At 65.4% G+C, this 25067-nt stretch carries 30 protein-coding genes; 23 read left to right on the forward strand and 7 right to left on the reverse strand.

Annotation, left to right across the window (positions count from 1 at the left end):
* Window positions 1-26 precede the first annotated feature (26 nt).
* A complete protein-coding gene (locus L2D00_02370) occupies window positions 27-899 on the forward strand; it encodes an NAD(P)-dependent oxidoreductase (protein WBQ13541.1) in 873 nt (290 codons plus the stop codon).
* A 145-nt stretch (window positions 900-1044) separates the two neighbouring features.
* Window positions 1045-1467 carry an SET domain-containing protein-lysine N-methyltransferase gene (locus tag L2D00_02375; GenBank protein WBQ13542.1) on the forward strand — a complete coding sequence of 141 codons (423 nt, stop codon included), beginning with the start codon at window positions 1045-1047 and terminating at the stop codon, window positions 1465-1467.
* A 79-nt stretch (window positions 1468-1546) separates the two neighbouring features.
* Here L2D00_02375 and L2D00_02380 read toward each other — a convergent pair whose 3' ends face one another.
* The 4 genes from L2D00_02380 to L2D00_02395 all read right to left on the reverse strand — a co-directional run bounded on the left by L2D00_02380 (window position 1547) and on the right by L2D00_02395 (window position 5294).
* Window positions 1547-3301, reverse strand: a complete 1755-nt coding sequence (locus L2D00_02380; GenBank protein ID WBQ13543.1) for a flotillin family protein — start codon at window positions 3299-3301, stop codon at window positions 1547-1549.
* A 76-nt stretch (window positions 3302-3377) separates the two neighbouring features.
* A complete protein-coding gene (locus L2D00_02385; protein WBQ13544.1) occupies window positions 3378-4091 on the reverse strand; it encodes a YqiJ family protein in 714 nt (237 codons plus the stop codon).
* Window positions 4092-4095: 4 nt separating this feature from the next.
* Entirely contained in the window at window positions 4096-4779 is a 684-nt protein-coding gene (locus L2D00_02390) for a PspA/IM30 family protein (GenBank protein WBQ13545.1), read from the reverse strand.
* Between the two features lie 11 nt (window positions 4780-4790).
* On the reverse strand, window positions 4791-5294 hold the full coding sequence (locus L2D00_02395) for a hypothetical protein (GenBank protein WBQ13546.1): 504 nt from the start codon (window positions 5292-5294) through the stop codon (window positions 4791-4793).
* Between the two features lie 109 nt (window positions 5295-5403).
* On the opposite strand from L2D00_02395, the gene L2D00_02400 reads away from it, so the two are divergent.
* The 6 genes from L2D00_02400 (at window position 5404) to dxs (ending at window position 10513) form a co-directional block, all read left to right on the forward strand.
* Complete coding sequence (locus L2D00_02400; protein ID WBQ13547.1) at window positions 5404-6327, forward strand: hypothetical protein; 924 nt, start codon at window positions 5404-5406, stop codon at window positions 6325-6327.
* 47 nt (window positions 6328-6374) lie between these two features.
* A complete protein-coding gene (locus L2D00_02405; protein WBQ13548.1) occupies window positions 6375-6953 on the forward strand; it encodes a phosphoglycerate mutase family protein in 579 nt (192 codons plus the stop codon).
* A gap of 108 nt (window positions 6954-7061) precedes the next feature.
* The gene (locus L2D00_02410; protein ID WBQ13549.1) at window positions 7062-7307 is read left to right on the forward strand and encodes an exodeoxyribonuclease VII small subunit; all 246 of its coding nucleotides are present in this window, start codon (window positions 7062-7064) and stop codon (window positions 7305-7307) included.
* Window positions 7304-7666, forward strand: coding sequence for a tRNA-binding protein (locus tag L2D00_02415; GenBank protein ID WBQ13550.1), 363 nt, complete (start codon window positions 7304-7306; stop codon window positions 7664-7666). The genes L2D00_02410 and L2D00_02415 overlap by 4 nt, the downstream gene beginning before the upstream one ends.
* Window positions 7663-8568, forward strand: coding sequence for a polyprenyl synthetase family protein (locus L2D00_02420; GenBank protein WBQ13551.1), 906 nt, complete (start codon window positions 7663-7665; stop codon window positions 8566-8568). The genes L2D00_02415 and L2D00_02420 overlap by 4 nt, the downstream gene beginning before the upstream one ends.
* Window positions 8569-8605: 37 nt before the next feature.
* Window positions 8606-10513, forward strand: a complete 1908-nt coding sequence (gene dxs / locus L2D00_02425) for a 1-deoxy-D-xylulose-5-phosphate synthase (GenBank protein ID WBQ13552.1) — start codon at window positions 8606-8608, stop codon at window positions 10511-10513.
* Window positions 10514-10520: 7 nt separating this feature from the next.
* On the opposite strand, the gene L2D00_02430 is transcribed toward dxs, so the two are convergent.
* From L2D00_02430 to L2D00_02440, 3 genes are all read right to left on the reverse strand, one after another.
* Entirely contained in the window at window positions 10521-11588 is a 1068-nt protein-coding gene (locus tag L2D00_02430; GenBank protein ID WBQ13553.1) for a hypothetical protein, read from the reverse strand.
* A gap of 1 nt (window position 11589) precedes the next feature.
* Entirely contained in the window at window positions 11590-12735 is a 1146-nt protein-coding gene (locus tag L2D00_02435) for a beta-ketoacyl-ACP synthase III (GenBank protein ID WBQ13554.1), read from the reverse strand.
* A gap of 94 nt (window positions 12736-12829) precedes the next feature.
* On the reverse strand, window positions 12830-13405 hold the full coding sequence (locus L2D00_02440; GenBank protein WBQ13555.1) for a DNA-3-methyladenine glycosylase I: 576 nt from the start codon (window positions 13403-13405) through the stop codon (window positions 12830-12832).
* Between the two features lie 247 nt (window positions 13406-13652).
* On the opposite strand from L2D00_02440, the gene rpsD reads away from it, so the two are divergent.
* From rpsD to L2D00_02515, 15 genes are all read left to right on the forward strand, one after another.
* Window positions 13653-14270, forward strand: coding sequence for a 30S ribosomal protein S4 (gene rpsD / locus L2D00_02445; GenBank protein ID WBQ13556.1), 618 nt, complete (start codon window positions 13653-13655; stop codon window positions 14268-14270).
* Window positions 14271-14417: 147 nt separating this feature from the next.
* Window positions 14418-14789, forward strand: a complete 372-nt coding sequence (locus tag L2D00_02450) for a hypothetical protein (protein WBQ13557.1) — start codon at window positions 14418-14420, stop codon at window positions 14787-14789.
* Window positions 14790-14864: 75 nt separating this feature from the next.
* Window positions 14865-15974 (forward strand): DUF2336 domain-containing protein, encoded by a 1110-nt coding sequence (locus L2D00_02455; protein ID WBQ13558.1) that lies wholly within the window; start codon window positions 14865-14867, stop codon window positions 15972-15974.
* Window positions 15975-16023: 49 nt separating this feature from the next.
* Window positions 16024-17004: a sodium-dependent bicarbonate transport family permease gene (locus L2D00_02460; GenBank protein WBQ13559.1), complete on the forward strand. Its 981-nt coding sequence runs from the start codon at window positions 16024-16026 to the stop codon at window positions 17002-17004.
* Between the two features lies 1 nt (window position 17005).
* Window positions 17006-17314 (forward strand): hypothetical protein, encoded by a 309-nt coding sequence (locus tag L2D00_02465; protein WBQ13560.1) that lies wholly within the window; start codon window positions 17006-17008, stop codon window positions 17312-17314.
* A 149-nt stretch (window positions 17315-17463) separates the two neighbouring features.
* On the forward strand, window positions 17464-17955 hold the full coding sequence (locus tag L2D00_02470) for a Na+/H+ antiporter subunit E (protein WBQ13561.1): 492 nt from the start codon (window positions 17464-17466) through the stop codon (window positions 17953-17955).
* Window positions 17955-18281 carry a monovalent cation/H+ antiporter complex subunit F gene (locus tag L2D00_02475; protein WBQ13562.1) on the forward strand — a complete coding sequence of 109 codons (327 nt, stop codon included), beginning with the start codon at window positions 17955-17957 and terminating at the stop codon, window positions 18279-18281. The genes L2D00_02470 and L2D00_02475 overlap by 1 nt, the downstream gene beginning before the upstream one ends.
* The gene (mnhG, locus tag L2D00_02480; protein WBQ13563.1) at window positions 18281-18640 is read left to right on the forward strand and encodes a monovalent cation/H(+) antiporter subunit G; all 360 of its coding nucleotides are present in this window, start codon (window positions 18281-18283) and stop codon (window positions 18638-18640) included. Before L2D00_02475 ends, mnhG begins: the two co-directional genes overlap by 1 nt.
* Entirely contained in the window at window positions 18637-19200 is a 564-nt protein-coding gene (locus L2D00_02485) for a DUF4040 domain-containing protein (protein ID WBQ13564.1), read from the forward strand. Before mnhG ends, L2D00_02485 begins: the two co-directional genes overlap by 4 nt.
* A complete protein-coding gene (locus L2D00_02490) occupies window positions 19200-19640 on the forward strand; it encodes a Na(+)/H(+) antiporter subunit B (GenBank protein ID WBQ13565.1) in 441 nt (146 codons plus the stop codon). Before L2D00_02485 ends, L2D00_02490 begins: the two co-directional genes overlap by 1 nt.
* Window positions 19641-19644: 4 nt before the next feature.
* Entirely contained in the window at window positions 19645-20049 is a 405-nt protein-coding gene (locus L2D00_02495; protein WBQ13566.1) for a cation:proton antiporter subunit C, read from the forward strand.
* A gap of 5 nt (window positions 20050-20054) precedes the next feature.
* The gene (locus tag L2D00_02500) at window positions 20055-21578 is read left to right on the forward strand and encodes a monovalent cation/H+ antiporter subunit D family protein (GenBank protein ID WBQ13567.1); all 1524 of its coding nucleotides are present in this window, start codon (window positions 20055-20057) and stop codon (window positions 21576-21578) included.
* Window positions 21575-23044 carry a monovalent cation/H+ antiporter subunit D family protein gene (locus tag L2D00_02505; protein WBQ13568.1) on the forward strand — a complete coding sequence of 490 codons (1470 nt, stop codon included), beginning with the start codon at window positions 21575-21577 and terminating at the stop codon, window positions 23042-23044. Before L2D00_02500 ends, L2D00_02505 begins: the two co-directional genes overlap by 4 nt.
* Window positions 23041-23343: a hypothetical protein gene (locus L2D00_02510; GenBank protein WBQ13569.1), complete on the forward strand. Its 303-nt coding sequence runs from the start codon at window positions 23041-23043 to the stop codon at window positions 23341-23343. The genes L2D00_02505 and L2D00_02510 overlap by 4 nt, the downstream gene beginning before the upstream one ends.
* Complete coding sequence (locus L2D00_02515; protein ID WBQ13570.1) at window positions 23336-25060, forward strand: Na(+)/H(+) antiporter subunit D; 1725 nt, start codon at window positions 23336-23338, stop codon at window positions 25058-25060. The genes L2D00_02510 and L2D00_02515 overlap by 8 nt, the downstream gene beginning before the upstream one ends.
* Window positions 25061-25067: the final 7 nt, after the last annotated feature.

A 25067-nucleotide genomic window follows, 5' to 3' on the forward strand; every position in this document is an offset into this window, starting at 1 on the left:
CCCCCTGACATCAAGGGAGGGCGATCATGAGCCTCAAGGGCAAGACCATCTTCATTACCGGCGCGAGCCGGGGCATCGGCCTGGCGATCGCGGAGCGCTGCGCACGCGACGGCGCGAACATCGCCATCGCGGCCAAGACCGCCGATCCGCATCCCAAGCTGGAAGGCACGATCCACACTGCCGCCGCTGCCATTGAGGCTGCCGGCGGCAAGGCGCTGGCGCTGCAATGCGATATCCGCGACGAGGCGAGCGTGCAGGCCGCCGTGGCCAAGACCGCTGAAACCTTCGGCGGGATCGATATCGTGGTAAACAACGCCTCGGCCATCTTCCCGATGCCCACAAAGGACACGCCCATCAAGCGCTGGGATCTGATGCACGGGGTCAATGCGCGCGGCACCTTCCTGGTGACCCAGCACTGCCTGCCCTGGCTGGAGAAGGCTGAAAACCCGCACATCCTGGCGCTATCGCCACCGCTGGACATGCAGGTGAAATGGTTCGCGCCCCATGTCGCCTATACCAGCGCCAAGTACGGCATGAGCCTGTGCATCCTCGGCTGGGCGGGCGAGTTCAAGGGCCGCATCGCCGCCAACGCCATCTGGCCGCGCACCGCCATCGCCACAGCCGCCATCGCCAACGTGCTGGCGGGCGAGGAGGCGTTCAAGCATTGCCGCAAGCCCGAGATTCTCGCCGAGACGGCCTATCGCGTGCTGCTGAAGCCGGCGGCGGACTTCACCGGGCATTTCCTCATCGATGACAGCTTCCTGGTCAGCGAAGGCGTGACCGATCTTGATCAGTTTGCGGTCGAACCCGGCCAGGCGCTGCTGCCGGACTTTTTCGTGCCCGATCAACCGCCTGCGCCGCCGGGTGTAGAGATTATGGACGTGCAGCTAGGGCACTAAACCGGCCCACCCCAAAAACGCCGCTTGCATTTTCTGTAAAACGCGCATCATAGGCGTTGGAGCGTCGCACTCTGCGGCCCGGTCGCATGACCCGCCGCCACTCTGCCGGCACCCGTCGACGCGGGTCGCCTTCAGGCGTTCTCACATGTTGCTCATCGACACTTATGTCGGCCCGAGCGCGATCGAAGGAGTCGGCGTGTTCGCCGCTGAATTCGTGCGCGCCGGTCAGCCGATCTATCGCTTTGAACCCGGTTTCGACCGGCTCATCTCCCCGTCCGATCTCGCGGCCATGCCCGAGCCGATTCGCCGGTTCGTGGACCGCTATACCTATCCTCATCCTGCTGATGCGTCGCTGCTGGTGCTGGATGCCGATAACGGGCGGCACATGAATCACTCCAATGAGCCCAACACCAATTTTGCCGATGCGGTGTACGGCTACGCCATCCGCGATATCGCGGCGGGCGAGGAGATCACCTGCAACTACGCCGAATTTGAACCTGCCTTCGTGATCCTGCCCTCCATGGTGGCCGCCCATTCCGGCGCGCAGCACATGGCGGCAGCGGAGTAGACGGGCCTGACGCATGAGGCGGCGACCCGATGGATCGCCGCCTCACGCGACTTGGCTTTTGATCAAAGCCTCGAAGGCCTCAGGCCGGGTCTGCCGGGGGCGGGGGCGCGCCCGTGGCGTCCGCGGCCAGCCCGCTGAGATCGCCCGCTTTCAGGCCCAGCTCGGACATCAATGCGTCGACCAGCGGCGCCTGGCTGCGATAGCGCAGCGCGGCGTTCACCGCCTGATCGGCGATCCCCCCCGAGGACGCGGCCTCGGCGCGCGCTGCGCCGTTGCCGCCGCCAGCTCCGGACAACCCGTCCACATGCAGGATTTTGATGTCGGAGATGTGCTCCATCGGCTTGACCGACTGGGCGATGATCTCGGGCAGTTGGCGGATCAGCTCCAGGCGGACCTGCATGGCGATCTGTTCGGGCGCCAGGAGATTGGCCGCCTCGTTCATGGCCTTCTGGCCAGCGGCTTCGACCTTGTAGACGGCTTCGAGCGCCTCGGCGCGCAGGCGCTCGGCCTGCGCCTGGCCCTCGGCGGCGATACGCGCCTTTTGAGCCTCTGCTTCCGCGGCGATGCGGATCGCCTCGGCGCGGTCAGCGGCGGCGGATTTTTCCGCTTCGGCTGACACCATGATGGCGATGGCGTCTTTCTCGGCGGCCTTGCGCGCCTCAATCAGCTGGATCTGCTTTTCGCGTTCGGCGATCTCGGTTTCGCGCGCCGTGGTGACTTCCTCGAAGGCGCGCGCGGCGATGGCGCGCGCTTCGTCGGCGCGGGCGTCGGCTTCGGACTTCTCGCGGGACTTCTCGGCGACGGCGATATCGCGCAACTGTTCGGCCAGGGCGATCTGCTTGGCCTTCTCCACCTCGGCGGCTTCGACCGATTGCGCCTTGGCAATTTCGCGCTCCTGGACCTGACGAGCCTTTTCGATCTCGCGCTCAGCCACCGCCTGATCGGATCGGATGCCAGCCTCGCGCACCTGCTGGCTGGCGAGGATTTTGGCTTCCTCGGCTTCACGCTCGCGCTCGGCGCGCTGGCGTGCGACCTCGGCGGCCTGCTCGGCGGAGCGGATCTGCACCTCGCGCTCCTGCTCCAGGCGCGCATATTCCTCATCGCGGGAGATTTGCAGGCGCTGCTGGCGCGCATCGAGATTCTTGCGCGCGATCAGAACCTCGGTTTCCTGCTCGATATCGTTGCGCTTCTTGCGGCGCTCCTCGATTTCCTGGGTGAGCTTGGTCAGACCTTCGGCGTCGAACGCGTTGTCGGGATTGAAGAATTCGCGATTCGTCTGGTCGAGGCCAGTGAGCGACACCGATTCCAGCTCAAGACCGTTTTTAAGGATGTCTTCCGACACCGCCGCCTGCACCTTCTGAACGAAGTTCACGCGCTGCTCGTGCAACTCCTCCATGGCCATTTCGGCGGCCACGGCGCGCAGGGCGTCCACGAACTTGCCCTCGACCAGTTCTTTGAGATCGGTGGGCGCCATGGTGCGCTTGCCCAGCGTCTGGGCGGCGTTGGCGATGGATTCCACTGTCGGCTGGACGCGGACATAGAACTCGGCCTGAACATCCACGCGCATGCGATCGTGCGTGATCAGCGCCTGCTCGTTGGCGCGGCGCACTTCCAGGCGCAGCGTGTTCATGTTCACCGGAATGATCTCGTGCAGCACCGGGAAGACCAGTGCGCCACCGTTCATGATCACCTTCTGGCCGCCAAAGCCGGTGCGCACAAAGCTCACCTCCTTGGAGGACCGGCGGTAGAGGCGGGCGAAAATCAGGCCGATGGCGATCAGGGCGGCGAAAATCGCGCCCGCAGTGATGAGGATATCCAGAGAAGACAGGAACATGGCGGTCTCCGTGGCGGACGTGTTGAACGGGGCGCCGGCGGGCGCCGGGGCGTCGGTTGTGCGGAAGGGGGCCGGGTCAGGCAGGGTCATGGTCGGTCAGCATGGGGTTTGGATTGTCGATGGCGCGAAACCGGCTGCCGGCCTGGCGCACCAGCAGCACGGCGGACCCGGAGGCCAGCACCGCGCCAGGCTCGTCAGGTTCCACCAGCACGTAATGGGTCTGTCCGAAGCTGTCGGTCATCTTGGCTTCCGCCGCCAGGCCTTCGCGGGCATCACCGCGCGTGATGACGGCGATGCGCCCGACGAATGAGGCGCTGCTGACGGCTTCGGTCTGCTCCTTGGGCAGGATTCGCGACAGGACCAGTCCGCTGGCCCGGGTCGCCGGGATCGCGGCGGCCAGCGCGGGAACCGCCGCCAGAGCAGAGGGCAGAGCGAAGCCGAAGAGCGCGCCGGACAGACCCTGCACCGCGAAGCCCGTCAGGCCGAACACGGTCAGGAAGGCGATCAGCAAGACCAGGATCGGCACCTTGCCCACGCATAGCCAGCCCAGCACCGCTGACAACGGTCCGGCTCCGGGCGCGTCAGGCATGGACGGCGCGTCCGCGTCCAGCGGCGAGCCGGCGCCGCTGAGTCCTGCGTCCACCTCCAGGTCAGGCAGCATGCTGTCGAGCACGCCGGACGGTGCGACGCCAAACATCGCTCCCACGATCTCGGCCGCCGCGATCGCCAGCATGACGATCAGCGCGACCGCAAACGGGGCGGTGGCCGGATCAAAAAAGCTGGCGACCATCGCCCTATTCCGGCTTGGAGGCTTTGAGCGCAGCCAGGCGTTCGCGGATACGGTTGCTGCGGGAGATTTTTTCCAGCTCGGCGAGCTTGGCGGCGGTGTCGCGGTCGGCCTTTACCGAGCCGGAAATGCCGGTCTGTCCGTGCAGCACGCGATTGAAGGCGCTCTCGGCCTTGTCGGCGCGCGCGTCCGCGCCGCCGGAACGTCCCGCGCCTGCGCCGGCTGCGGCGCCCGGTGCGGCTGTGTCGGCGCGCGAGGACAGGAAGGCGTCGAGGTCAGCCATCATTTCGCGCCGCCGGCCCTGCAGGGCGGTGATATAGCCCTCCAGTTCGGCTTCGCGCTCGGAGGCCTCCTCCAGCGCGGTCTCCAGCACTGGGATCTGGGCTTCCAGGTCCAGCTGGCGGCCGATGGCGGCTTCGGCCAGATCATCGCGGCCCTCGGTCACGGCGGTTTCCAGCTGCTCGGCCAGCGCCTCGTGCTTGGAGGCGGTCTCCATCAGGCGCTTGTTGGCGTGATGGCGGTTGGCGGCGGCCAGACCCAGCTCGGCGCGCACATCGTCAATGGCGCGCTCGACCTCGCGGATCGCCTCGCGCATCACCGTTTCCGGCGCCGCGTTCTCGATGGTGTCGACGATGGAATTCACGCTGCCGGACACGAGGCGTGTGACGCGTGAAACAAGACCCTCAGACATGGCAATCTCCCTCAATTGAAGTTGTGCTTGATCTTCACCAGATCGGCAAGTTCCGCCACTGCGGCGAGGCGCAATTTCAGCGCGTTGGCGTCGTGGCAGCGCGGTTCGGACAACAGGCCGATGCGCACGAGATCTTCAAACAGCGAGAACGCATGCTCCAGCATGCGCGCCTCGAAATCCTCCAGCGCGGCGCCGCTCTCGCCCGCCTGGGGCCCGGCCAGGGCCAGCGCCGCCAGCTCGGGCAGGCGGTCATAGAGCTTTTCCAAAGCCTCTGAACGCACCGGCGACTCGCGCTCGGCGTCACGCAAGCGGCGGCGGGCCGGGCGCATCAGATCGCTGAGCATTTCCGACGCCTCGCCCGCATCGCGCGGACCGGCGCGCAAGCGGCGCTCGGACGCGAGCAGGGCGCGCATCTTTTCCGATGGCGTATGCGCCTCGCCGATATCAAGCCGGGCGAGAAATTCTGCATCTTCATCGCTGATGCGGACCGACAGGGGCACGGTTTTCGAGGCCATGACACGCTCCTTTCGCGATGATTATGCACAAATGTATGCGTTTGCATACAGAAATTTTCAAAGCCGTGCCGCTGGCATTCCCCGACCGTAGCGCGATAGGCTCACGCTCATGAAAACACACGTTCTGTATTGCCCCGCCAGCGATGACCACCACCCGCCTGCCGGTCATCCCGAACATGCCGGCCGGCTCGACGCTGTGCGCGCCGGCGCCGCGCAGACCGGCTTGCCAATAATCGAACATCACGCGTCAGCGCCGCGTGACGCGCTGGAGCGTGTGCATGTGCCCACCCTTATCGATCATGTCTTCGCTGCGTCTCCGGGCGAGGGCGAGACAGCGCTGGATGCCGATACCTGGATGAGTGCCGGCTCGCTCAACGCTGCGCTGGCGGCGGCGGGCGCAGGAATCGCCGGGGTGGATGCGGTGATGGCGGGTGCGGCCGAGGCCGTGTTTGTCGCGGCGCGTCCGCCCGGTCACCATGCCGAGCCGGACCGGGCCATGGGCTTCTGCCTGTTCAACACCATCGCCGTCGCCGCAGCCCACGCGCTGGCGCATCACGGGCTGTCGCGCGTCGCCGTGGTCGATATCGATGTGCACCACGGCAACGGCACGCAGGCCTGGGCTGAAACCGAGCCCGCCTGCCTGTTCGCCTCCATCCATCAGGGCTGGATCTATCCCGGTACCGGCGCGGCGCATGAGACCGGGCGTCACGGCAATATCATCAATGTGCCGATGACTGCCGGAACGCGGGGCCCCGCCTGGAGGGCGGCGGTGGAGACGGAAATCCTGCCCCGGATCGAAGCTTTCGCGCCGGACTTTCTGCTGGTTTCGGCAGGCTTTGATGCGCACCGCGATGATCCGCTGGCAGGGCTGGCGCTGGTGGAGGATGACTTTGCCTGGGCGGGTGCCGCGCTGGCGCAGGCGGCGCGGGCGCAGGCTCATTCGCGGCTTGTATGCGTGCTTGAGGGCGGATACGACTGCGCCGCGCTGGAGCGCTCCACCGGAGCCTTCCTGCGCGCGTTGCAGTCGGCGTGAGGCCCTGTGCAGCGTTCCGCCGCATCATCCAGCCGTGAATGAACATCATGACCTTACCCAGCGCCACGCCTGGCCAGATCATTATTGCCCGTCACGGCGAACCGGACCTGAACCGGTATGAGAGGGTCGACTGGCGCGGCTATGAGCGCTGGTGGGCGGCTTACGACCTGGCCGGGCTGAAGCCGGGCCAGACCCCGCCGGAGGCGCTGTGCGCCCAGGCGCGCGAGGCCCGCACCGTGTTCGCCTCCACCCTGCCGCGCGCCATAGAGACAGCGCGGGCCTGTGCGGGCGAGCGCGAGGTGGTGATCGATCCGGTGTTCGTCGAGGCGGCGCTGCCGCCGCCGCCCTGGCCGGGCCGGTTCAGGGCGCGCACCTGGGGTGTCTATGCGCGCTGCGCCTGGTGGCTGGGGTGCGCGCGCGGACGCGAGACGCGCCAGCAGGCCGAAAAGCGCGCCTGTCAGGCCGCGGCACAGCTTGTGGAGGCGGCGAATCACGGGCCCGTAGCGCTGTTCGCCCATGGCTGGTTCAATCGCATGCTGCGCCCGTCGCTGCACGCGCAAGGCTGGCACTGCGTGGTGGATGGCGGCGATGACTACTGGTCCTGGCGCCGGTATGAGCGCCGGTAAGCGTGGTGCTTGTGCGCCGGACTGCCGTGCCCTTGCGGGAATGAAGGGTTGATTGCGCGCACGGTTCCGTCTTCTCTGGAGCAGCCCGATCCCCTCACGGAGCCAGACATGAGTGCGCCTGCCGACATCTCCGCCATGAGCTTTGAAGCCGCCCTGGCCGAACTGGAGACGATTGTCCAAAAGCTCGAAGGCGGTGAGGTGGAGCTGGAGAAGTCCATCGCCCTCTATCAGCGCGGTGCGGCGCTCAAGGCCCATTGCGAGGCGCGCCTGAAAGACGCCCAGCTCAAAGTCGACAAGATCGTTATCGGCGCTGACGGCAAGCCGGACGCAGAGCCGGCGGGGCTGGACGGATGACGGTGCCGGACGCGCCGCCGCTGCCCGCGATTGCGCCGGAAGATTTTTTCCGCGCCGATGTGCGCCTGGGCGAGATTCTCACCGCTGACCCTTTCCCTGAAGCGCGCAAGCCCGCCTGGAAGCTGACCATTGATTTTGGTCCCGGCGTCGGGGTGAAGAAAAGCTCGGCCCAGATCACCGAGCATTATGCGCGCGAAGACCTGCCGGGGCGGCGCGTGCTGGCGGTGGTCAATTTCCCGCCGCGCCAGATCGGCCCGGTGCGCTCTGAAGTGCTGGTGCTGGGCGTGCACGATGCGCAGGGGCGCGTCTGCCTGCTCGGTGCCGATGGTGATGCGCCGCTGGGGGCGCGGGTGTCATGAAGGGGCGGGCGCTGTCAGAGTTTTCAACGGCGCTGGGTGAAGCCGCTGACCGCGTGACGGTGGCGCTTGACGCTTTGCTGCCGAGGCCCGACGGGCCGGAAAAGCGCCTGATCTCGGCCATGCGCTATTCGGCGCTGGGGCCGGGCAAGCGCATGCGGCCCTTCCTGCTGATCGAGTGCGGGCGCCTCGTCGGGGCCGACGAACGCGCGCTGCTGCGCGCGGCCTGTGCGGTGGAGTGCATCCATGCCTATTCGCTGGTGCATGACGACCTGCCGGCCATGGACAATGATGATCTGCGCCGCGGACGTCCAACCTTGCACATCGCCTATGACGATGCGACCGCGATCCTGGCGGGAGACGCGCTGCAAACCCAGGCATTCGCCATCCTGGCGGATCCGGAAACCCATCCCGATGCGGCGCTGCGCTGCGATCTGATCGCGCGCCTGGCCCAGGCGGCCGGTGCGCGCGGCATGGCGGGCGGGCAGATGATCGACATGGCCATCGAGGCGGGCGAGGAGGCCGAGATCGGCGTCATCACCCGCTGTCAGCGCATGAAGACCGGTGCCCTAATTGCGTTCTGCGCCGAAGCCGGACCGGTGCTGGCGCGCTCCGACCGTGAGACGCGTACAGCGCTGGAAGGTTACGCTCACGATCTGGGGCTCTGCTACCAGATCGTCGATGACTTGCTGGATGCAGAGGGCGATGAGTCCCTGACCGGCAAGCGCACGCGCAAGGATGAGGGTCAGGGCAAGGCCACCTTCGTGTCGATCCTGGGCGTGGACGGCGCGCGCGAGCGTGCGCGCCATCTGGCCGCGCAAGCCAAGGAGCATCTGGCCGATTATGGCGAAGATGCAAAATTACTGATACAAACCGTTGATTATGTGCTGGATCGCCAGTCCTGACAGTTGATGGCCGGTTCTGCCGGCTGCAGGAGACCGTATGCCCCACACGCCTCATCTCGACCAGATCCGCGTTCCCAGCGACCTCAAAAACCGTGATCTGACCTTCCTGACGGCTGTGGCGGAGGAGTTGCGCGCCGAGACCATTGACACGGTGTCTGTCACCGGTGGCCATCTGGGGGCCGGGCTGGGCGTGGTTGAGCTGACCCTGGCGCTGCACCATGTATTTGATACACCCGACGACATTCTGGTCTGGGATGTGGGCCACCAGTGCTACCCGCACAAAATCCTCACCGGCCGGCGCGACCGCATCCGCACGCTGCGCCAGGGCGGGGGGCTGTCAGGCTTCACCAAGCGCTCCGAAAGCGTCTACGACCCGTTCGGTGCGGCCCATGCCGCCACCTCCATTTCCGCAGCGCTTGGCTTTGCCGTCGCGCGCGACCTGAAAGGCGAGCATGACCGCAAGGTGGTCGCCGTGATCGGCGACGGCTCGATGTCCGCGGGCATGGCTTACGAGGCCATGAACAATGCCGGCGCGCTGAAGAAGAACATGATCGTCATCATCAATGACAACGACATGTCCATCGCCCCGCCCGTGGGTGCGATGAGCCATTATTTCGCCCGTCAGGTCTCGTCCAAGAGCTATCGCGACCTGCGCAAGATCGGCAAGGGAATCGCCAAGACGTTGGGCGTCGAGACCCAGGCGCGTAAGGCCGAGGAATATCTGCGCGGCATGGCCATGGGTGGAACGCTCTTTGAAGAGCTGGGCTTTCGCTATATCGGGCCCATTGACGGCCATGATCTCGAGCAGCTCATCGCGGTGCTGCGCAATGTGCGCGACGCCGACGAGGGGCCGGTGCTGATCCATGCCGTGACCCAGAAGGGCAAGGGCTACGCCCCCGCCGAACTGGCCGACGACAAGTATCACGGCGTGTCGCGCTTCAACGTGGTCACCGGAGAGCAGCAAAAGGCCAAGGCGGGACCGCCGGGCTTCACCGCCGTGTTTGCCGACGCGCTGATCGGCCTGGGCGAACAGGATGAACGCATCTGCGCCGTCACCGCCGCCATGCCGGCGGGAACCGGCGTCGACAAATTCGCCGCCCGCTTCCCGGATCGCGCGTTTGATGTGGGCATCGCTGAACAGCATGCGGTGACGTTTGCGGCGGGTCTGGCGGCGGAGGGGCTGAAGCCCTTTGCGGCGCTGTATTCCACCTTCCTGCAGCGTGGCTATGACCAGGTGGTCCATGACGTGGCCATCCAGTCCCTGCCGGTGCGCTTTGCCATCGACCGGGCGGGACTGGTGGGCGCGGACGGACAGACCCATGCCGGATCGTTCGATATCGGCTTCATGGGCTCGCTGCCCGGCATGGTGCTGATGGCCGCCGCGGACGAGGCGGAACTGGCGCGCATGGTCGCCACCTGCGCCGCGATTGATGATGGCCCCAGCGCGGTGCGTTATCCACGCGGCGAGGGCACAGGCGTCGAGATTCCATCCGTCCTGGAGCCGCTGGAAATCGGCAAGGGCCGCATTGTGCGCGAGGGCTCAAGCGTCGCTGTGCTGTCGCTGGGCACCCGGCTGGGCGAAGTGCTCAAAGCCGCCGATGAACTGGCCGCGCATGGCCTGTCGCCGACGGTGGCGGACGCCCGCTTCGCCAAGCCGCTGGACGAGGATATGATCCTGCGTCTGGCGCGCGAGCACGAAGTGCTGGTTACCATCGAGGAGGGCTCACGCGGCGGCTTCGGTGCCTTTGTGCTGCATATGCTGGCGGAAAAGGGCGCGCTGGATCGTGGGCTGAAAATCCGCACCATGACCCTGCCGGACGTGTTCCTGGATCACGACAGCCCGTACGCCATGTATGACGCGGCACGCCTGAATGCCCGCCACATCACCGCCACCGTGCTCGACGCGCTTGGCCGCGAGGAAGATGCTGCGCGCGCGCTGGCGTGAGGGGGTGTTACCCCTGACCCAGCGCCAGCAGCGTTCTGGCGAACGCTGTGATCGCGCGCGGCGTGGTGGATTCCTGATTGGAATGATAGTTGAACGTCGGGATCTGCAAGGTCGCGCCGGTGCAGCGCCCCGAAGACAGGGCGACGATACGCCCGAGCTCGGTCAGGCCCAGTGATTTGAGCGGCTGGCCCCGGCGCGCGCGGGCGTCGTTTTCGCGCTCGATAAAGCTGTCCTTGAAGATGATCGGTGCGCTCACCGTGTTGGCCGCGCGCTCCACACGCTGGACGGTGTCGGAGTGGAAGGCGGCGGTCGCGTCGCGCCGGCGCAGGATCACGGCACCGGCCAGCGCTGCCGCACTGTCGTCAAACGGCGTGGTGTCGAGCACCACAATGTCCTGGCGCTCCTGACCGGCATTGACCAGCCAGCTGAGAGCATGAGCCGCCGAGCGGCCGATCTCTTCCTCGGCGGTGAAGATGATGGTGCCGGCGAGCCCGAACTCGGCCGCCACGCGCAGGGCTGCCGCCGAGACCGGATTGTCCAGCTGACCTGAAATCAGCCCCGCTTCCAGCGGCCCGAGCGTGCGCGCAAACGCAATGGGTGTGCCCGGTGCCAGCGCAATCATCCCCTCCAGTGCCAGCACCAGCCGCCCGGCACCATCCACGCTGGCGGAGGTTATGCGTCCATAGGCGATGCGCCCGCCGGTCTTGCGGTCATAGGCGAACACGGTTTCCCCGGCATAGCGCTTGGAGACGGACTCGGCGAAGTTGGTGGTGACGGTGTTGGCTTCGCCGTATTTCTCGTTCTTCACCGCGTGGGCGGCGTAGACCGCCGCGCCGTCCTCGGCCGTGATCGCACCATGGCGGTCGATATGGGCGAGGTAGACCGGGCCGTCGCCCAGCTGCGCAATGCACAGATTGCGCGGCCGGCTGACCGCAGCGCCCAGCGCCGTGAAATCGCGCGCAAGATGGTCGAGGAAGGGCGTCTCGTGGCCGACCACGGACGGGAAATCGAGATACTCGCTGGTCTTGGCGAGGACGCGGGCGAAGACCTCGCTATCGGACGGCTGGGCGCGCATCTTACAGCTTCTCGACGAACACCGATCCGGCGGAATAGCCGGCACCGAACGAACAGATGACGCCTTTGTCGCCCGCGCTGAGATCGTCGCTGTTGAGGTGGAAGGCGATGATGGAGCCCGCCGAGGAGGTATTGGCATAGGTGTCCAGAATGGTCGGCGCATCCTCGCCGCCGGCCTCACGGCCGAACACCTTGCGCGCGATCATGAGATTCATGTTGATATTGGCCTGGTGCAGCCAGATCCGGCGCATCTGGTCAGGGGCGAGGCCCAGCTCTTCCATGTGCTCGCGGATCATGTCCGACACCATGGGCACGACTTCTTTGAACACCTTGCGGCCTTCCTGGACGAACAGCTTGTCGTCCTTGGGCGCGCCGTTGGTGCGCGCGCCATTATCGCCGTCGGCGCGCTCGGTCCGATTCAGGAAGCCGAAATTATTGCGGATATTGTTGGAGAATTTGGTGCGCAGGCGCGTGCCCAGAATGCGCCAGCCACCTTCGCCCAGATCTTCCCGCTCCAGAAGGATTGCCGTGGCCACATCCCCGAAAATGAAATGGCTGTCGCGGTCGCGCCAGTTGAGGTGGCCTGAACATATCTCCGGGTTGACCACCAGGATGGCGCGGGCATGGCCCTGCGCGATCATGTCGGCGGCGGCCTGCATGGCAAAGGTTGCCGAGGAGCAGGCCACGTTCATGTCGAACCCGAAGCCCTCCTCAATGCCCAGCGCGTCCTGGATCTCGATGGCCACGGCCGGATAGGCGCGCTGCAAGTTGGAGGCGCCGACAATCACCCCGTCTACATCGCCCGGGCTTCGCCTGGCTCGCTTCAGCGCGTCGCGGCAGGCGTTGAGGCCGATCTCGGCCAGGATGGCCAGCTGGTCATTGCCGCGCGCCGGGATGCGTGGTGCCATCCGCTTGATATCCAGCACGCCCGCCTTGTCCACGACATAGCGCGACTTGATGCCGGACGCCTTCTCGACGAATTCGGCAGAGGAGGGGCTCAGCGCCTCGATCTCCCCGCGGGCGATCTCGTCTGCGTGAGCGTCATTATAGGTGCTCACATAGGCGTTGAAGCTGGCCACCAGCTCATCATTGGAAATGGACTCCGCGGGCGTCCAGAGGCCCGTGGACCGGATAACAGCGGCGCTCATGAAAGGCTCCAGCTTGATGACTGAGTCTGTTTGATCACGCGCCAACTTAGCGACCATCGCCGCACGCGCCAACCATACGTACAGAGAGCGTTGATCAGGCCAGCAGCCGCGCCACTTCGGCATGGCGCGGACAGCTGACCAGATGGTCGTTGACCATGCCCACCGCCTGCATGAAGGCGTAGACGATGACCGGCCCGCAGAATTTGAACCCGGCCTGCTTCAGCGCCTTGGCCATGGCCTGGCTGGTCCCGGTCTGGGCGGGCACCTCGCTCATGGCGGTATGGCGGTTCTGGACGGGAACGCCGTCCACGAAATCCCACAGGAAGGTGGAGAAGCCGGGGCCTGCCTCCTGGATGGCGATCCAGGCCCGCGCATTGCCGATAGCCGCCTCGATCTTGGCGCGCGAGCGGATGATCCCGGCATCATCCAGCAGCCGGTTGATGTCTGCCTCGCCGTAGCGCGCGATGATGCAGGGATCGAACCCGTCGAAGGCCGCGCGCATGGTCTCGCGCTTGCGCAATATTGTGATCCAGGCGAGCCCGGCCTGGAATCCGTCCAGCACCAGCTTTTCGAACAAGGCGCGGTCATCGCGCTCGGGCACACCCCACTCGGTGTCGTGATAGGAGATGTAAAGCGGATCATGGCCCGGCCAGGGGCATCGCTCAGTCATGCTGGCCATCCTTCGTGCGCACAGGCCGCACGCTAGCGGCGCTTGGCCCGGGCCGCCACCTGATTCGTGCGCCGGGGCAGGGGGCTTGATTGACAGGCGCGCGCGCCTGGCCCATAAGCCCCGATCCCTCAGTGGCCGGCCCTGCCGGACCGCTCGGATCAACACGCACGGACGACGCGAGAACCGCCGTTTCCATTGCGCAGCAAAGAGGGAGCTGCGCCGGGCCGCGTCACAAAAAGAGAGACCTATGTCAAAGCGTCATTCGCAGAAATACAAGATCGACCGCCGTATGGGCGAAAACATCTGGGGCCGCGCCAAGTCCCCGGTGAACAACCGCGCCTACGGCCCCGGCCAGCACGGCCAGCGCCGCGCCGGCAAGCTGTCCGATTTCGGCCTTCAGCTGCGCGCCAAGCAGAAGCTGAAGGGCTATTACGGCAACATCACCGAAAAGCAGTTCGCCAAGATCTATACCGAGGCGATGCGCCGCAAGGGCAACACGGCAGAGAACCTGATCGGCCTGCTGGAAAGCCGTCTGGACGCGATCGTCTATCGCGCCAAGTTCGTGCCGACCGTGTTCGCCGCCCGCCAGTTCGTCAATCACGGCCACGTGAAGGTGAACGGTCAGCGCGTGAACATTGCCTCTTACCAGTGCAAGCCGGGCGACGTCATCGAAGTGCGCGAGAAGTCGCGCAACATGGCCCTGGTGCTCGAAGCGCTGGGCAGCGCCGAGCGCGACGTGCCCGAGTATATCGAGCTTGAAGGCAAGGGCATGAAGGCGACTTACGCCCGCATCCCCGATTTCAACGAGGTGCCGTACCCGGTGAAGATGGAGCCCAACCTCGTGGTCGAATTCTACTCCTCCTAACGTCTCCGGCGCGGCTTCACCCGCGCCTGCAAATTCGATCAGGACCCGCCGGCGCACGCCGGCGGGTCTTTTTCTTGCGCCCTTCGCGCTGTCGTCGGGCTTCACGGTCGGGTAAGCTGGACTTCCGCTGCCGACAGGAGACGCGCCATGATCCGCCTGAAGACCGCCTGCGCCGGTGCCTTCGTCCTGATCCTGACGGCATGCCAGACAGTGCCCCATGCCCCGCCCGGATACAGCGCCGAACCGGTCTATGACTGGCGGCTGGACCGGGGAGGCGATCTGGTTGTGCGCGTGGCGTCCAATGGCTGCACAACGCGCGACAGCTTTGCCGCTGATGTCTACGGCGCCGGGGGGCAGGGCTGGAATTTCGACGTCACGCTGACGCGCATCCATGCCGATAATTGCCGCGCGCTGCTGCCACAGGGCGTCGAGCTGGTCTGGACGCGTGACGATCTGGGGCTCCCGCAGGGTGCAGGCGTGCGCGTTACCAATCCGCGCTCGGCACCGCCGTCCAGCTAGCCTTGGCGGAGACTTTTCCTTAACGCGCCGCGCCGATAGTGCCCTGATGCATCCTGACGTCACGGACCTGTGCGCATGGCTGAAGACTTCCGAGCTGTTACTGAACCGGCCGCACCGCCGCCGCCCGCACCATCGGGCCGGGCGCGCACGCTGTTGACCCGGCGTCTGGCCGATATTGTCTGCCTGCCGTCCAGCCGCGTCCCGCCGCAGGAGCGCTGGATGGTGGCCGACGTGCTGGAAACCATGCTGGCGACCGCCGATACAGATTTGCGCGCCAAGGTGGCTGCGCGTCTGGCCGATCAGGCCGAGGCACCGGCCGGCCTCGTGCGCCGGCTGGCGCTGGATGAGTTCGAGATCGCCGAGCCCTTGCTGGCGCGCGCCCGGGCACTGACCGATTTCGACATGATGGAAATTGCCCGCAAGGCCGGGCGCCAGCACCGTCTGGCGCTGGCCCGGCGTGAGCGCGTGTCCGAAGTTGTTGCCGCGGCCCTGTGTGCGAGTGGTGACGTGGACGTCATCTCGGCAATCCTGCGCAATGCCGGTGCGCATCTGGCGCTGGAGACCGTGGAATTTCTGGTGCGCGAAGCGGCCGACAACGAGTCGCTGGCGCTTTTGCTCATCAAGCGTGCCGAGCTGCGCCCGGCGCAGGCGCTGACCCTGTTCTGGGCGTGTGGCCATGATCAGCGGCGCATGATTCTCGATCGCTTTGCGGCCTCGCGCGCCATTCTGCAAGAGGCCGCCAGCGACGTGTTCCCGCTGGCTGCGCGCCAGGAGGAGCGCGATCCGGCTGTGGACGCCGCGCTCGTTTACATTGACCGGCGCCAGCGTGACCGCCGCGCCGCCGAGCTGTCTCCCTGGCAGTCGCTGGAAGGCCTGATCGAGCATGCCGCGCGCGACGGGCTGAGGCTGGAAGCCCGCGCCGAGATCGCCGCCCTGTCGGCCATCGGCCAGCACCTGTCCAATCGCATGCTGGATGATTTCGGCGGAGAGCCGCTGGCGGTGCTGGCCAAGGCCACGGGCCTGTCACGCGAGCATCTGGTGATGTTGATCGAGCTGGGCGGGCGCACCGATGCGCCGCTGCGTATCCAGCAGGCTGTGCGCGTGTTCGACACGCTCTCGGTGGACAAGGCGCAGACAGTTTTGCGTTACTGGAACTGGGTGATCGGACGCACCGGCACCAGCTGACACGGGAATCGCTTGTCAGCGGCATATCGTCCGGTTAACGACGCGCCCCATGACCGATGCAATTGTCCTGGCCCTGGCCAATCTTAGTTCGCCCGCGGTGCTGTTCTTCGCACTGGGGATTTTCGCCGGCATTGCCCGGTCCGACCTCACCATCCCCCAGGCCATCGCCAAGGGGCTGGCGCTCTATCTGATGCTGGCCATCGGGTTCAAGGGCGGGGCTGCGGTGGCCGAAGTGGGCCTGTCTGTGGACCTCGCCCTCGCGGCCCTGGCCGGGGTGGTGCTGAGTTTCTCCCTGCCGCTGGTCGCGTTTGCGCTTTTGCGCGCCTTCACCAGGGTGGACCGGGCCACGGCTGCGGCCAGTGCGGCGCACTATGGCTCGATCTCGGTCGTGACCTTTGTGGCGGGCTCGGAGTTTCTCACCCTGTCGGGCCTGGTCTGGTCGGGCCACATGGTGGCAGTGCTGGCCATCATGGAGACACCGGCGATCCTGACGGGGCTGTGGCTGGCTGGGCGCGCCTCGCGCGGGCCGGATCCGGAAGCACGACCGGAATTGCTGAGAGAGGTGCTGCTGAATGGATCGGTGGTGCTGCTTATTGGTGCCTTTCTGATCGGATGGGTCTCGGGACCGGCAGGCATGGCGCGCCTCGACCTGTTCGTGAACGGGTTGTTCCAGGGGCTGCTGTGCCTGTTTCTGCTGGACATGGGCCTTGTTGCCTCGCGCCGACTGGGCGGTGCGAAAAAGCTTGGCGTGACCGGGATTGCCTTCGGAGTAGTCATGCCGCTCATCGGTGCCGCGGCGGCCCTTCCGGTGGCGTGGCTGATCGGCATGAGCCCGGGCGACGCCGCGGCGCTGATGATCCTGTCAGGCTCCGCCAGCTATATCGCCGTGCCCGCCGCCATGCGCATCGCCCTGCCGGAGGCGGACCCGTCCGTGTATCTCACCTTGTCGCTGGCGATCACCTTCCCGTTCAATCTGACCATCGGCATACCGCTCTATGCCAGTGTGGCGCGCGCAGTTCTGGGAGGCTGACATGGCCCGACCGATCCGAAAGAAAGTCATCGCCATCGTGGAGGCCGCGCATCTGCGCCGGCTGGTGGAGCTGATCCGCAGCTGCGGTGTGTCGGGCTTCACAATCATTGACGGGCGCGAAGGCTCGGGCATTGCGGGAGACTGGAGCCGCGACGGGGTCTTCGAAGCCGTTGAAATGAAGATCGTCCATGCGGTCACCACCGCAGAGATCGCCGAGCGCGTGTTCGACAAGGCAGCGGTGTTCTTCGAGCGCTATCCAGGGATCATTTACGGCTATGATGTGGAAGTGGTGCGCGGCGAGCGGTTCTGACCCCCGCCGTGGACCGGCGAAAACGCGCCATATGAAGAAACTCGCTGCAAGCGCACCGGTTTCGCTGGAAATCACCCTGCGCCTTGCCTAGAACCCGTGCCAATCCGTTCGCCGATCTCAGCTGTCACCTTTCCAGGGAGGACCGGGCTTTGACCCGCAAATGGCTCTATGGCGTGACCCTGACCATCGTGCTCGCCGCGATGTGGGCGCTGCTGTCCGGATACGGGCTGAAGCAGCCCATCCTGTCGCTGGCGGTCTTCTCCATTGCCGTGACGGTCTTCATGACCGTGCGCATGGGCCTGCTGGATGGTGAGTCCACGCCGTATCTGCGGGTGCGGTATTACAGCTATTGGGGCTGGCTGGCAGGCGAGATCGTATCTGCCAACATCGCTGTTTTGCGCATCGTCCTGTCGCCGGTGATCGACATCAAGCCTGTGGTGACGCGGACACCTGTGACGCTGCGTGATGATGTGGCGCGCGCGACGCTGGCCAACTCCTACACCCTGACCCCGGGCACGGTGACCATGGAGATCCAGGAGAACGGGTTCATCTTGCATGCGCTCGACGAATCGTTCGCCAGCCAGGAAGGCTTCCGCGCGTTCGAGCGCCGGGTGAAGGCCGCCACCGGGGAGACCGGCTGATGAACTTTACCGGCTTTGTCGACATTGTCGTTGCGCTGATGCTCGTCGCCGCTATGGCGCTCATGCTGGTGCGCCTGTTCATCGGTCCGACACTCTATGACCGCGTGCTGGCGGTGAATGCGTTCGGCACCAAGATCGTTCTGTTCCTGGCCGTGTTCTCGCTGGCGGTCGGGCAGGCTGACAGCATCGACATTGCGCTGCTCTATGCCCTGATCAATTTCGTGGCGACCATCGCGATCCTGAAATTCTTCAGCTACCGCTCGCTGGATGTGGCGCTGTTCGATTCAGAACCGCGTGCGGCGCGCAAGGACGGGGAGGGCGAGTGATGATGGACTGGATGTTCTGGCTTGGCGTCGCTCAGGCCCTGGCCTCAGCCGCTTTCATGCTGACCGGTGCCGGCCTTGTCCTGGCAGGTGCCATCGGCGTGATCCGCCTGCCTGATTTCTACACACGCATGCATGCTGCGGGCGTCACCGATACGCTGGGTGCGGAGCTGGTCATCATGGGGCTGATCATCCAGTCGGGCTTTACGCTGGTGAGCGTGAAGCTGGCGATCCTCGGGCTGATTGTCTTCCTGACCAGTCCGACATCGACCCATGCCGTGGCCAATGCTGCCTACCGCTCGGGCCTCAAGCCGCTGCTGCGCCGCTGGCGCTCTGATGAGACGCGGGAGGAGGCGCAATGAACGGCGCGGAGATCACCCAGCTCTTCGACTATCTGTTCATGGTCATGCTGCTGTTCATCGGCCTGGCCGTGATCCGTCTGCAGAACCTGTTCGCCGTCGTCATGCTGACCGGCGTGTACTCGCTGATCGCTGCCGCCTGGTTCGTGTCGCTCAGCGCGGCGGACGTGGCGATCACGGAAGCGGCGGTGGGCGCAGGCATTTCCACCGTATTGCTGCTGGCGGCCATGCTGCTCACTTCGGGCGAGGCCAAACCGACCACGGCCTTCCGCCACTGGGCCGCGCTGGTGGTGATGACGGCCGCGGGTGCGGCTGTGTTCTATGCACTGGGCGATCTGCCGGTCTATGGCGCAGCCGACAGCCCAGCCAATACCGGCGTGGGCATGGAGTACATCGCGCGCACACCCGAAGAGATCAATATTCCCAACGTGGTCACGGCCGTGCTGGCCAGCTATCGCGGCTTTGACACCATGGGCGAGGTGTTTGTGGTCTTCGCCGCTGGCGTGGGTGTGGCGCTTCTGCTGAACCTGTCCGGACGCGGCAAGCGCGGGGAGGACAATTGATGAACCCGTATGTCGTCCTCCGGGTTGTTTCCAAGCTGCTGATTCCGCTGATTTTTCTGTTCGGATTCTACGTCCATTTCCATGGCGAGTACTCGCCCGGCGGCGGGTTTTCGGCCGGCGTGGTGCTCGGCGTGGGCGTGATCCTGTATGCGCTGATCTTCGGCATGGACGCCGCGCGCAAGGCGGTGCCGCCCTGGTGGGCGCGGATCGGCATGGCGCTGGGCGCGCTGATTTTCGCCGGTGTGGGGTTTGTGTCGCTGTTTATGGGCGGCAATTTTCTCAATTACACCGTGCTTGACCCCAACCAGACCTATTTGGGCCAGCATATCGGCATCGTGGCGGTGGAGTTTGGCGTGCTGACCAGCGTCACCGCGGTGATCATCGCGATTTTCTACGCGTTCGCCGGGCGTGAACGCAGCGACGATACGGCGGAGGACTGACGCGATGCTCGAGATCCTAGGCGATCGCTTCACCTTTGCGGTGATCCTAGTGCTGATGATGGTCGGCCTGTACGCCGTCATCGCCACCGGCAATCTGGTCAAGCGCATGGTGGGCTTATCGATTTTCCAGACATCGGTGTTTCTGCTTTACATCGCTACCGCCAAGGTCACCGGCGGCGGCCCCGCGATATTCGACTATTCCGATCTGGCTGCGGGCACGATCCCGCCGGACGCGGTCTATGCCAACCCGCTGCCCCACGTGCTGATCCTGACCGCAATCGTGGTCGGTGTGGCGACACTGGCCATGGGGCTGGCGCTGGTGGTGCGCATCCGCGAGGTCTACGGCACCATCGAGGACGATGAATTGTCCGAGATTGACCACGATGACGAGCTGAAGAGAGGCGTGTAGGGGCGATGGAGCCGCAGTTTCTCCCGGCCGCAATCGCGGCCCATGCGCCAGCCTTGCTGGTCATGATCCCGCTGATCCTGTCGGCACCGGCCGCCATGATCACCAGCGGACGCGTTGCATGGGGCATGACGGTGCTGGGCATCGGATCGGCCCTGGTGCTGGCGCTGGAGATTTTCCTGGCGACGCGTGCCGAGGGAGCTGTCCTGTCCTACGCGATGGGTGGCTGGGAGCCACCTCTGGGCATTGAGTTCCGGATTGACGCGCTCAACGCCGCGCTTCTGCTGCTGCTGGGCTCGACCGGTCTGCTCACCGTGCTGTTTGCCGGTCCCAGCGTGGCCGATGAGATATCGCGCCAGAAGCGCTCGCTGTTCTATTCGGCCTTCCTGATCTGCTTTGCCGGCCTGTCCGGCGTGGCGAGCACGGGTGACGCATTCAACCTGTTCGTCTTCCTCGAAATCTCCTCCATCGCCACATACGCCATCATCGCCATGGGATGGAGCAAGGACCGCCAGGCGCTCACCGCCTCGTTCAACTATCTGGTGATGGGCACGATCGGCGCGACATTCTTCGTGATCGGTGTCGGCTTCATCTACATGACAACCGGCACGCTCAACATGGCCGATATGGGCCGGGCCATCGCCGACCTGAACGGCAATCGCGCGGTGGAGGTTGGCTTCGCCTTCATCCTGGTCGGGATCGGACTGAAAGCTGCGCTCTTCCCGCTGCACCAGTGGCTGCCGAACGCCTACGCCTATGCCCCCAATTTCGTGACCACATTCCTGGCCACCACCGCCACCAAAGTGGCGTTCTACGTCATCATCCGCTTCAGCTACGACGTGTTCTCAATCGGCACGGGTTTTGTCACCAACGCCATGATCTGGGTGATCACGCCGCTGGCCATTGCCGGCATGCTGGTGGCCTCTACTCAGGCTCTGTTCCAGAACAATGTCCGCCGGCTGTTTGCCTACTCATCCGTAGCGCAGGTGGGCTACATGATGCTGGGTCTGGGCATGGCGACCTCGCTGGGCCTGTCGGCGGGCATGCTCCATCTGATCAATCACGCCATGATGAAGGGCGCTCTGTTCATGGCGCTGGGCGCGTTCGCGCTGTCCTACGGCATCCGGCGGATCGAGGATTTCAAGGGGCTTGGCCAGGTGATGCCGGTGACGTCGGCGGCCTTTACCATCGGTGCCCTGTCGCTGGTGGGTGTGCCGTTTACCGTGGGCTTCATCTCCAAATTCTACCTGATCCAGGCCGCGCTGGACGCGGGCTGGTGGTGGGCGGTGGCCGCCATCCTGATCTCCTCGGTGATCGCGGTGTTCTACGTCTACCGGATCCTGGTGGCGATATGGGTGACGCCGCTCGACGAAGCGCGCAAGACCTCGCCCAAGCGGGTGCCGCTGGCCATCGCTGTCCCGCTGGCCGTGCTGGCCGGGGCCAATCTGGTGTTCGGCGTCTGGGCCGAGCCGATTGTGGACATGGCGCGCGCCGCCGCTGATGCAGCCATTGCAGCGGGGGTGAACCCGTGAGCTGGACCCCCGAACTTGCCCTGGCGCTGGCCCTGATCCTGCCGCTGGTGGGCGGCGCAGGCGTGCTGTTGCTGGGCCGCTGGCCGAACCTGCGCGAAGCCGCGACTCTGGTCACTGCCGTCGCGCTGGCGATTGTCGTGGCGTATCTGGTGGAGGCTGCGGGCGGGCGCCCGGAGCTGACCCTGTTTGAGATCGCGCCGGGCCTGTCCCTCAAATTCACGCTGGAGCCGCTGGGCGCGGTGTTCGCCATGGTGGCCAGCGGGCTGTGGATCGTGAACTCGCTTTACTCCATCGGCTATATGCGCGGGAACAAGGAGAAGGACCAGACGCGGTTTTATTTCTGCTTCACGATCTCCATCGCCGCGGCCATGGGCATTGCCCTGTCGGGCAATCTGATCACGATGTTCTTCTTTTACGAGGCGCTGAGCCTGGCGACCTATCCGCTGGTGGCGCACAAGGGCGACGCCAAGGCGCGCAAGGGTGCCTCGATCTATCTGGGCATCTTGCTGGCGACGTCCATCGGACTGTTCCTGCCGGCGATCTTCGCCACCTATGCCCTGACCGGCACGACCGATTTCACCGCTGGCGGGATCATGGGCGGTGTCGGGCCGGTGGCCGGTTCAATCATTCTGGTGCTGTTTGCCTTCGGGATCGGCAAGGCGGCCCTGATGCCGACCCATCCCTGGCTGCCCAATGCCATGGTGGCACCCACACCGGTGTCGGCGCTGCTGCATGCCGTGGCGGTGGTGAAGGCGGGCGTGTTCTCGATCCTGAAAGTGTCGATCTATATTCTCGGCCCGCAATACATCGAGACTTTACCCGCCGCGAACGTCCTGGCCTGGATCGCGGGCGCGTCCATCGTGATCGCGTCGGTGATGGCGATGACGAAGGATAATCTCAAAGCCCGGCTGGCCTATTCCACAGTCAGCCAGCTGTCCTACGTGACGCTCGGTGCGATGCTGGCCAGCCCGCTGGCTCTTCTGGGGGCGGCCCTCCAGATCATCATGCACGCCTATGGCAAGATCACGCTCTTCATGGCCGCCGGTGCGATCTATACCGGCACCAAGAAGACCGACATTTCCCAGCTCAACGGCCTGGGACGGCTGATGCCCGTGACGTTTGCGGTATTCCTGATCGGCGCGCTGTCGATCATCGGCATGCCGCCCTTTGGCGGGGTCTGGCCCAAAATCTTCCTGATGGAGGGCGCGGCGGGTGCCGGCCAGCCCTGGCTGATCGCCGTGCTGATCGCCTCGACCCTGCTCAATATCGGCTATCTCCTGCCCATCGCGATCCGCGGCTTCCTGAAGCCCGCGCCCGAGACCAGTCCGATGAAGCCCGGTCTGCCGCCCGCCCTGGTCTGGGTGGCGCCGCTGATCACCGCTATCGGAACCGTGGTTCTGTTCTTCGCCATCGGGCCGCTGATCGACTATCTGACGCCGGTCTTCATGACGGAGATGACGCCATGAACGCGCCGAAGACCAAAACCGCCAGCCGGCTGCCGCGCCTGTCGGGCGGCGTGGTTGGCCTGACCATCGTGCTGGCGCTCGGCGCGGCGAACCTGATCGGCTTCGGTCTTGAATTTCTCCTGACCGAGGACGGCTTTGCCAAATACCGCACCGTGACCGGGCCCTATGAGCTGGTGCTGATCCCGGCCACGCTGGCGGCAATCCTGGCCGGCTGGGGCATGCGCTGGCTGTTCGGGCACCGGGGCGACTATTACGAGCATGCTGCAGGTGATGTGAGCGGGGAGGGGCGTGATGATTGATCTGTTCGGCGCGCTCCACGGGGTAAACCCGGCCCTGTTCCTGATCCTGGGTGGTGTGCTGGCGCTGGCCCTGCCGTGGTCCCATGCGCGCAAGGTGGTGATGATCGCCGCGCCGCTGCTGGGCCTGGCGGCGTGGTTCGCCACGCGCGAGCCCGGCGTCTACGCGGTCATCGAGCTCGGGCCGATGACGCTGGAGACGTTCCGCTATGACGGGTTGTCGCGCATCTGGGCGCTGGTCTTCCTGTTGGCCGCCTTCCTCAACGGGATTTATGCCCTGCATGAGCGCAGCCGGATCTCTGACGGCTCGGCGCTGATCTATGCCGGCGCAGCGGTGGGCGCGGTGTTTGCCGGCGATCTCCTGACCCTGTTTGTATTCTGGGAGCTGACGGCGCTGTTCTCCGCGCCGCTGATATTCGCCGCCGGCACGCCGGAATCCCAGCGCGCGGGTCTGCGCTATCTGGCGATCCAGGTTCTGTCAGGCGTGCTCTTGCTGGGCGGTGCCGCGCTTTGGGCCAGCCAGACCGGATCCTGGACGTTTGATGCCATCGGCATGGAAGATCCGGCCGGGCTGGTCTTGCTGATCGCGTTCGGCATCAAGGCGGCCTTCCCGCTCATGCATATGTGGATGCAGGACGCGTACCCCAAGGCGACGGGCGTGGGCGCTGTGGTGCTGTCGGCCTTCACCACGAAGCTGGCGATCTATGCGTTGGCGCGTGGCTTTGCCGGAACCGAGATCCTCATCACGATCGGCGCCATCATGGCCGTCTTCCCGATCCTGTTCGTGATTGTGGAGAATGATCTGCGGCGCACGCTGGCCTATGCGCTCAACAACCAGCTGGGCTTCATGGTCGTGGGCGTGGGGGTGGGCACGCCGCTGGGCCTGAACGCCGCTGCGGCTAACGCATTTGTGGGCGTGTTCTACATGGCTTTGATGTTCATGGTGATCGGGGCCGTGATGCACCGCACCGGCACGGCCAAGGTCAGCGAGCTGGGCGGGCTGTTCCGATCGATGCCGGTCACCGGCGTGCTGTCCATCATCGGCGCGCTCGCTCTGGTCGGTGCGCCGCTCTTCTCGGGCTTCGTGACCAAGACGCTCGTCCTGTCAGCCGTGTCCTATCACGGCGATGTGCTGGTCTATGGACTGCTGGTTTTTGCAGCCGCCGGCGTGATGGAGCTCAGCGCGCTGAAAGTCCCGTTCTTTGCGTTCTTCGGTCAGGATCGTGGCTACCGCGTCAAGGAAGCGCCGCTCAACATGCTCCTGGCCATGGGACTGGCGGCGTTCCTGTGTGTTTATCTCGGTACGCACTGGCAGGCGCTTTACGGCCTGTTGCCCTTTGCCATCGATTACGAGCCCTACACCGCAGACAATGCCATCGGACAGGTGCAGATCCTGCTGGCGGGCGCATTCGCCTTTGCCGTGATGGTGTGGCTCAACCTGTTCCCGCTGCGCGGCGACCGCACCATTCTCGATGTGGACTGGTTTTATCGCCGGGTGGGCGACGGTGTCGTGCGCTGGGGCGGCGCGGTGGGCGTGCTGCTGGCGGGTGCCAGCGAGCGCGGGCTCGGCGGCGTGATCCGCCGGTGGACAAACCGGCTTTTCAACGTGTTCAGCCCGGCCGGTTCGCTGTCGCGGATATTCCCGTCCGGGCTGATGGCGATCTGGACAGGCGTGCTCCTTGCAGCTGTCCTAGTCGTCGCGTACTTCTCCCCGTTGTAGTCTCATA

Source organism: Hyphomonadaceae bacterium BL14 (genome assembly GCA_027627705.1).
Classification (GTDB): Bacteria; Pseudomonadota; Alphaproteobacteria; order Caulobacterales; family Maricaulaceae; genus Oceanicaulis.

Coding starts and splice junctions, on each gene's coding strand:
- L2D00_02500 (WBQ13567.1), top strand. CDS start 20,055: ATGGAGCCGCAGTTTCTCCCGGCCGCAATCGCGGCCCATGCGCCAGCC.
- L2D00_02455 (WBQ13558.1), top strand. CDS start 14,865: ATGGCTGAAGACTTCCGAGCTGTTACTGAACCGGCCGCACCGCCGCCG.
- L2D00_02385 (WBQ13544.1), bottom strand. CDS start 4,091: ATGGTCGCCAGCTTTTTTGATCCGGCCACCGCCCCGTTTGCGGTCGCG.
- dxs (WBQ13552.1), top strand. CDS start 8,606: ATGCCCCACACGCCTCATCTCGACCAGATCCGCGTTCCCAGCGACCTC.
- L2D00_02490 (WBQ13565.1), top strand. CDS start 19,200: ATGAACCCGTATGTCGTCCTCCGGGTTGTTTCCAAGCTGCTGATTCCG.
- L2D00_02415 (WBQ13550.1), top strand. CDS start 7,304: ATGACGGTGCCGGACGCGCCGCCGCTGCCCGCGATTGCGCCGGAAGAT.
- L2D00_02440 (WBQ13555.1), bottom strand. CDS start 13,405: ATGACTGAGCGATGCCCCTGGCCGGGCCATGATCCGCTTTACATCTCC.
- mnhG (WBQ13563.1), top strand. CDS start 18,281: ATGATGGACTGGATGTTCTGGCTTGGCGTCGCTCAGGCCCTGGCCTCA.
- L2D00_02465 (WBQ13560.1), top strand. CDS start 17,006: ATGGCCCGACCGATCCGAAAGAAAGTCATCGCCATCGTGGAGGCCGCG.
- L2D00_02380 (WBQ13543.1), bottom strand. CDS start 3,301: ATGTTCCTGTCTTCTCTGGATATCCTCATCACTGCGGGCGCGATTTTC.
- L2D00_02460 (WBQ13559.1), top strand. CDS start 16,024: ATGACCGATGCAATTGTCCTGGCCCTGGCCAATCTTAGTTCGCCCGCG.
- L2D00_02370 (WBQ13541.1), top strand. CDS start 27: ATGAGCCTCAAGGGCAAGACCATCTTCATTACCGGCGCGAGCCGGGGC.
- L2D00_02430 (WBQ13553.1), bottom strand. CDS start 11,588: ATGCGCGCCCAGCCGTCCGATAGCGAGGTCTTCGCCCGCGTCCTCGCC.
- L2D00_02485 (WBQ13564.1), top strand. CDS start 18,637: ATGAACGGCGCGGAGATCACCCAGCTCTTCGACTATCTGTTCATGGTC.
- L2D00_02375 (WBQ13542.1), top strand. CDS start 1,045: ATGTTGCTCATCGACACTTATGTCGGCCCGAGCGCGATCGAAGGAGTC.
- L2D00_02400 (WBQ13547.1), top strand. CDS start 5,404: ATGAAAACACACGTTCTGTATTGCCCCGCCAGCGATGACCACCACCCG.
- L2D00_02475 (WBQ13562.1), top strand. CDS start 17,955: ATGAACTTTACCGGCTTTGTCGACATTGTCGTTGCGCTGATGCTCGTC.
- L2D00_02495 (WBQ13566.1), top strand. CDS start 19,645: ATGCTCGAGATCCTAGGCGATCGCTTCACCTTTGCGGTGATCCTAGTG.
- L2D00_02510 (WBQ13569.1), top strand. CDS start 23,041: ATGAACGCGCCGAAGACCAAAACCGCCAGCCGGCTGCCGCGCCTGTCG.
- L2D00_02420 (WBQ13551.1), top strand. CDS start 7,663: ATGAAGGGGCGGGCGCTGTCAGAGTTTTCAACGGCGCTGGGTGAAGCC.
- rpsD (WBQ13556.1), top strand. CDS start 13,653: ATGTCAAAGCGTCATTCGCAGAAATACAAGATCGACCGCCGTATGGGC.
- L2D00_02410 (WBQ13549.1), top strand. CDS start 7,062: ATGAGTGCGCCTGCCGACATCTCCGCCATGAGCTTTGAAGCCGCCCTG.
- L2D00_02390 (WBQ13545.1), bottom strand. CDS start 4,779: ATGTCTGAGGGTCTTGTTTCACGCGTCACACGCCTCGTGTCCGGCAGC.
- L2D00_02515 (WBQ13570.1), top strand. CDS start 23,336: ATGATTGATCTGTTCGGCGCGCTCCACGGGGTAAACCCGGCCCTGTTC.
- L2D00_02435 (WBQ13554.1), bottom strand. CDS start 12,735: ATGAGCGCCGCTGTTATCCGGTCCACGGGCCTCTGGACGCCCGCGGAG.
- L2D00_02405 (WBQ13548.1), top strand. CDS start 6,375: ATGACCTTACCCAGCGCCACGCCTGGCCAGATCATTATTGCCCGTCAC.
- L2D00_02450 (WBQ13557.1), top strand. CDS start 14,418: ATGATCCGCCTGAAGACCGCCTGCGCCGGTGCCTTCGTCCTGATCCTG.
- L2D00_02395 (WBQ13546.1), bottom strand. CDS start 5,294: ATGGCCTCGAAAACCGTGCCCCTGTCGGTCCGCATCAGCGATGAAGAT.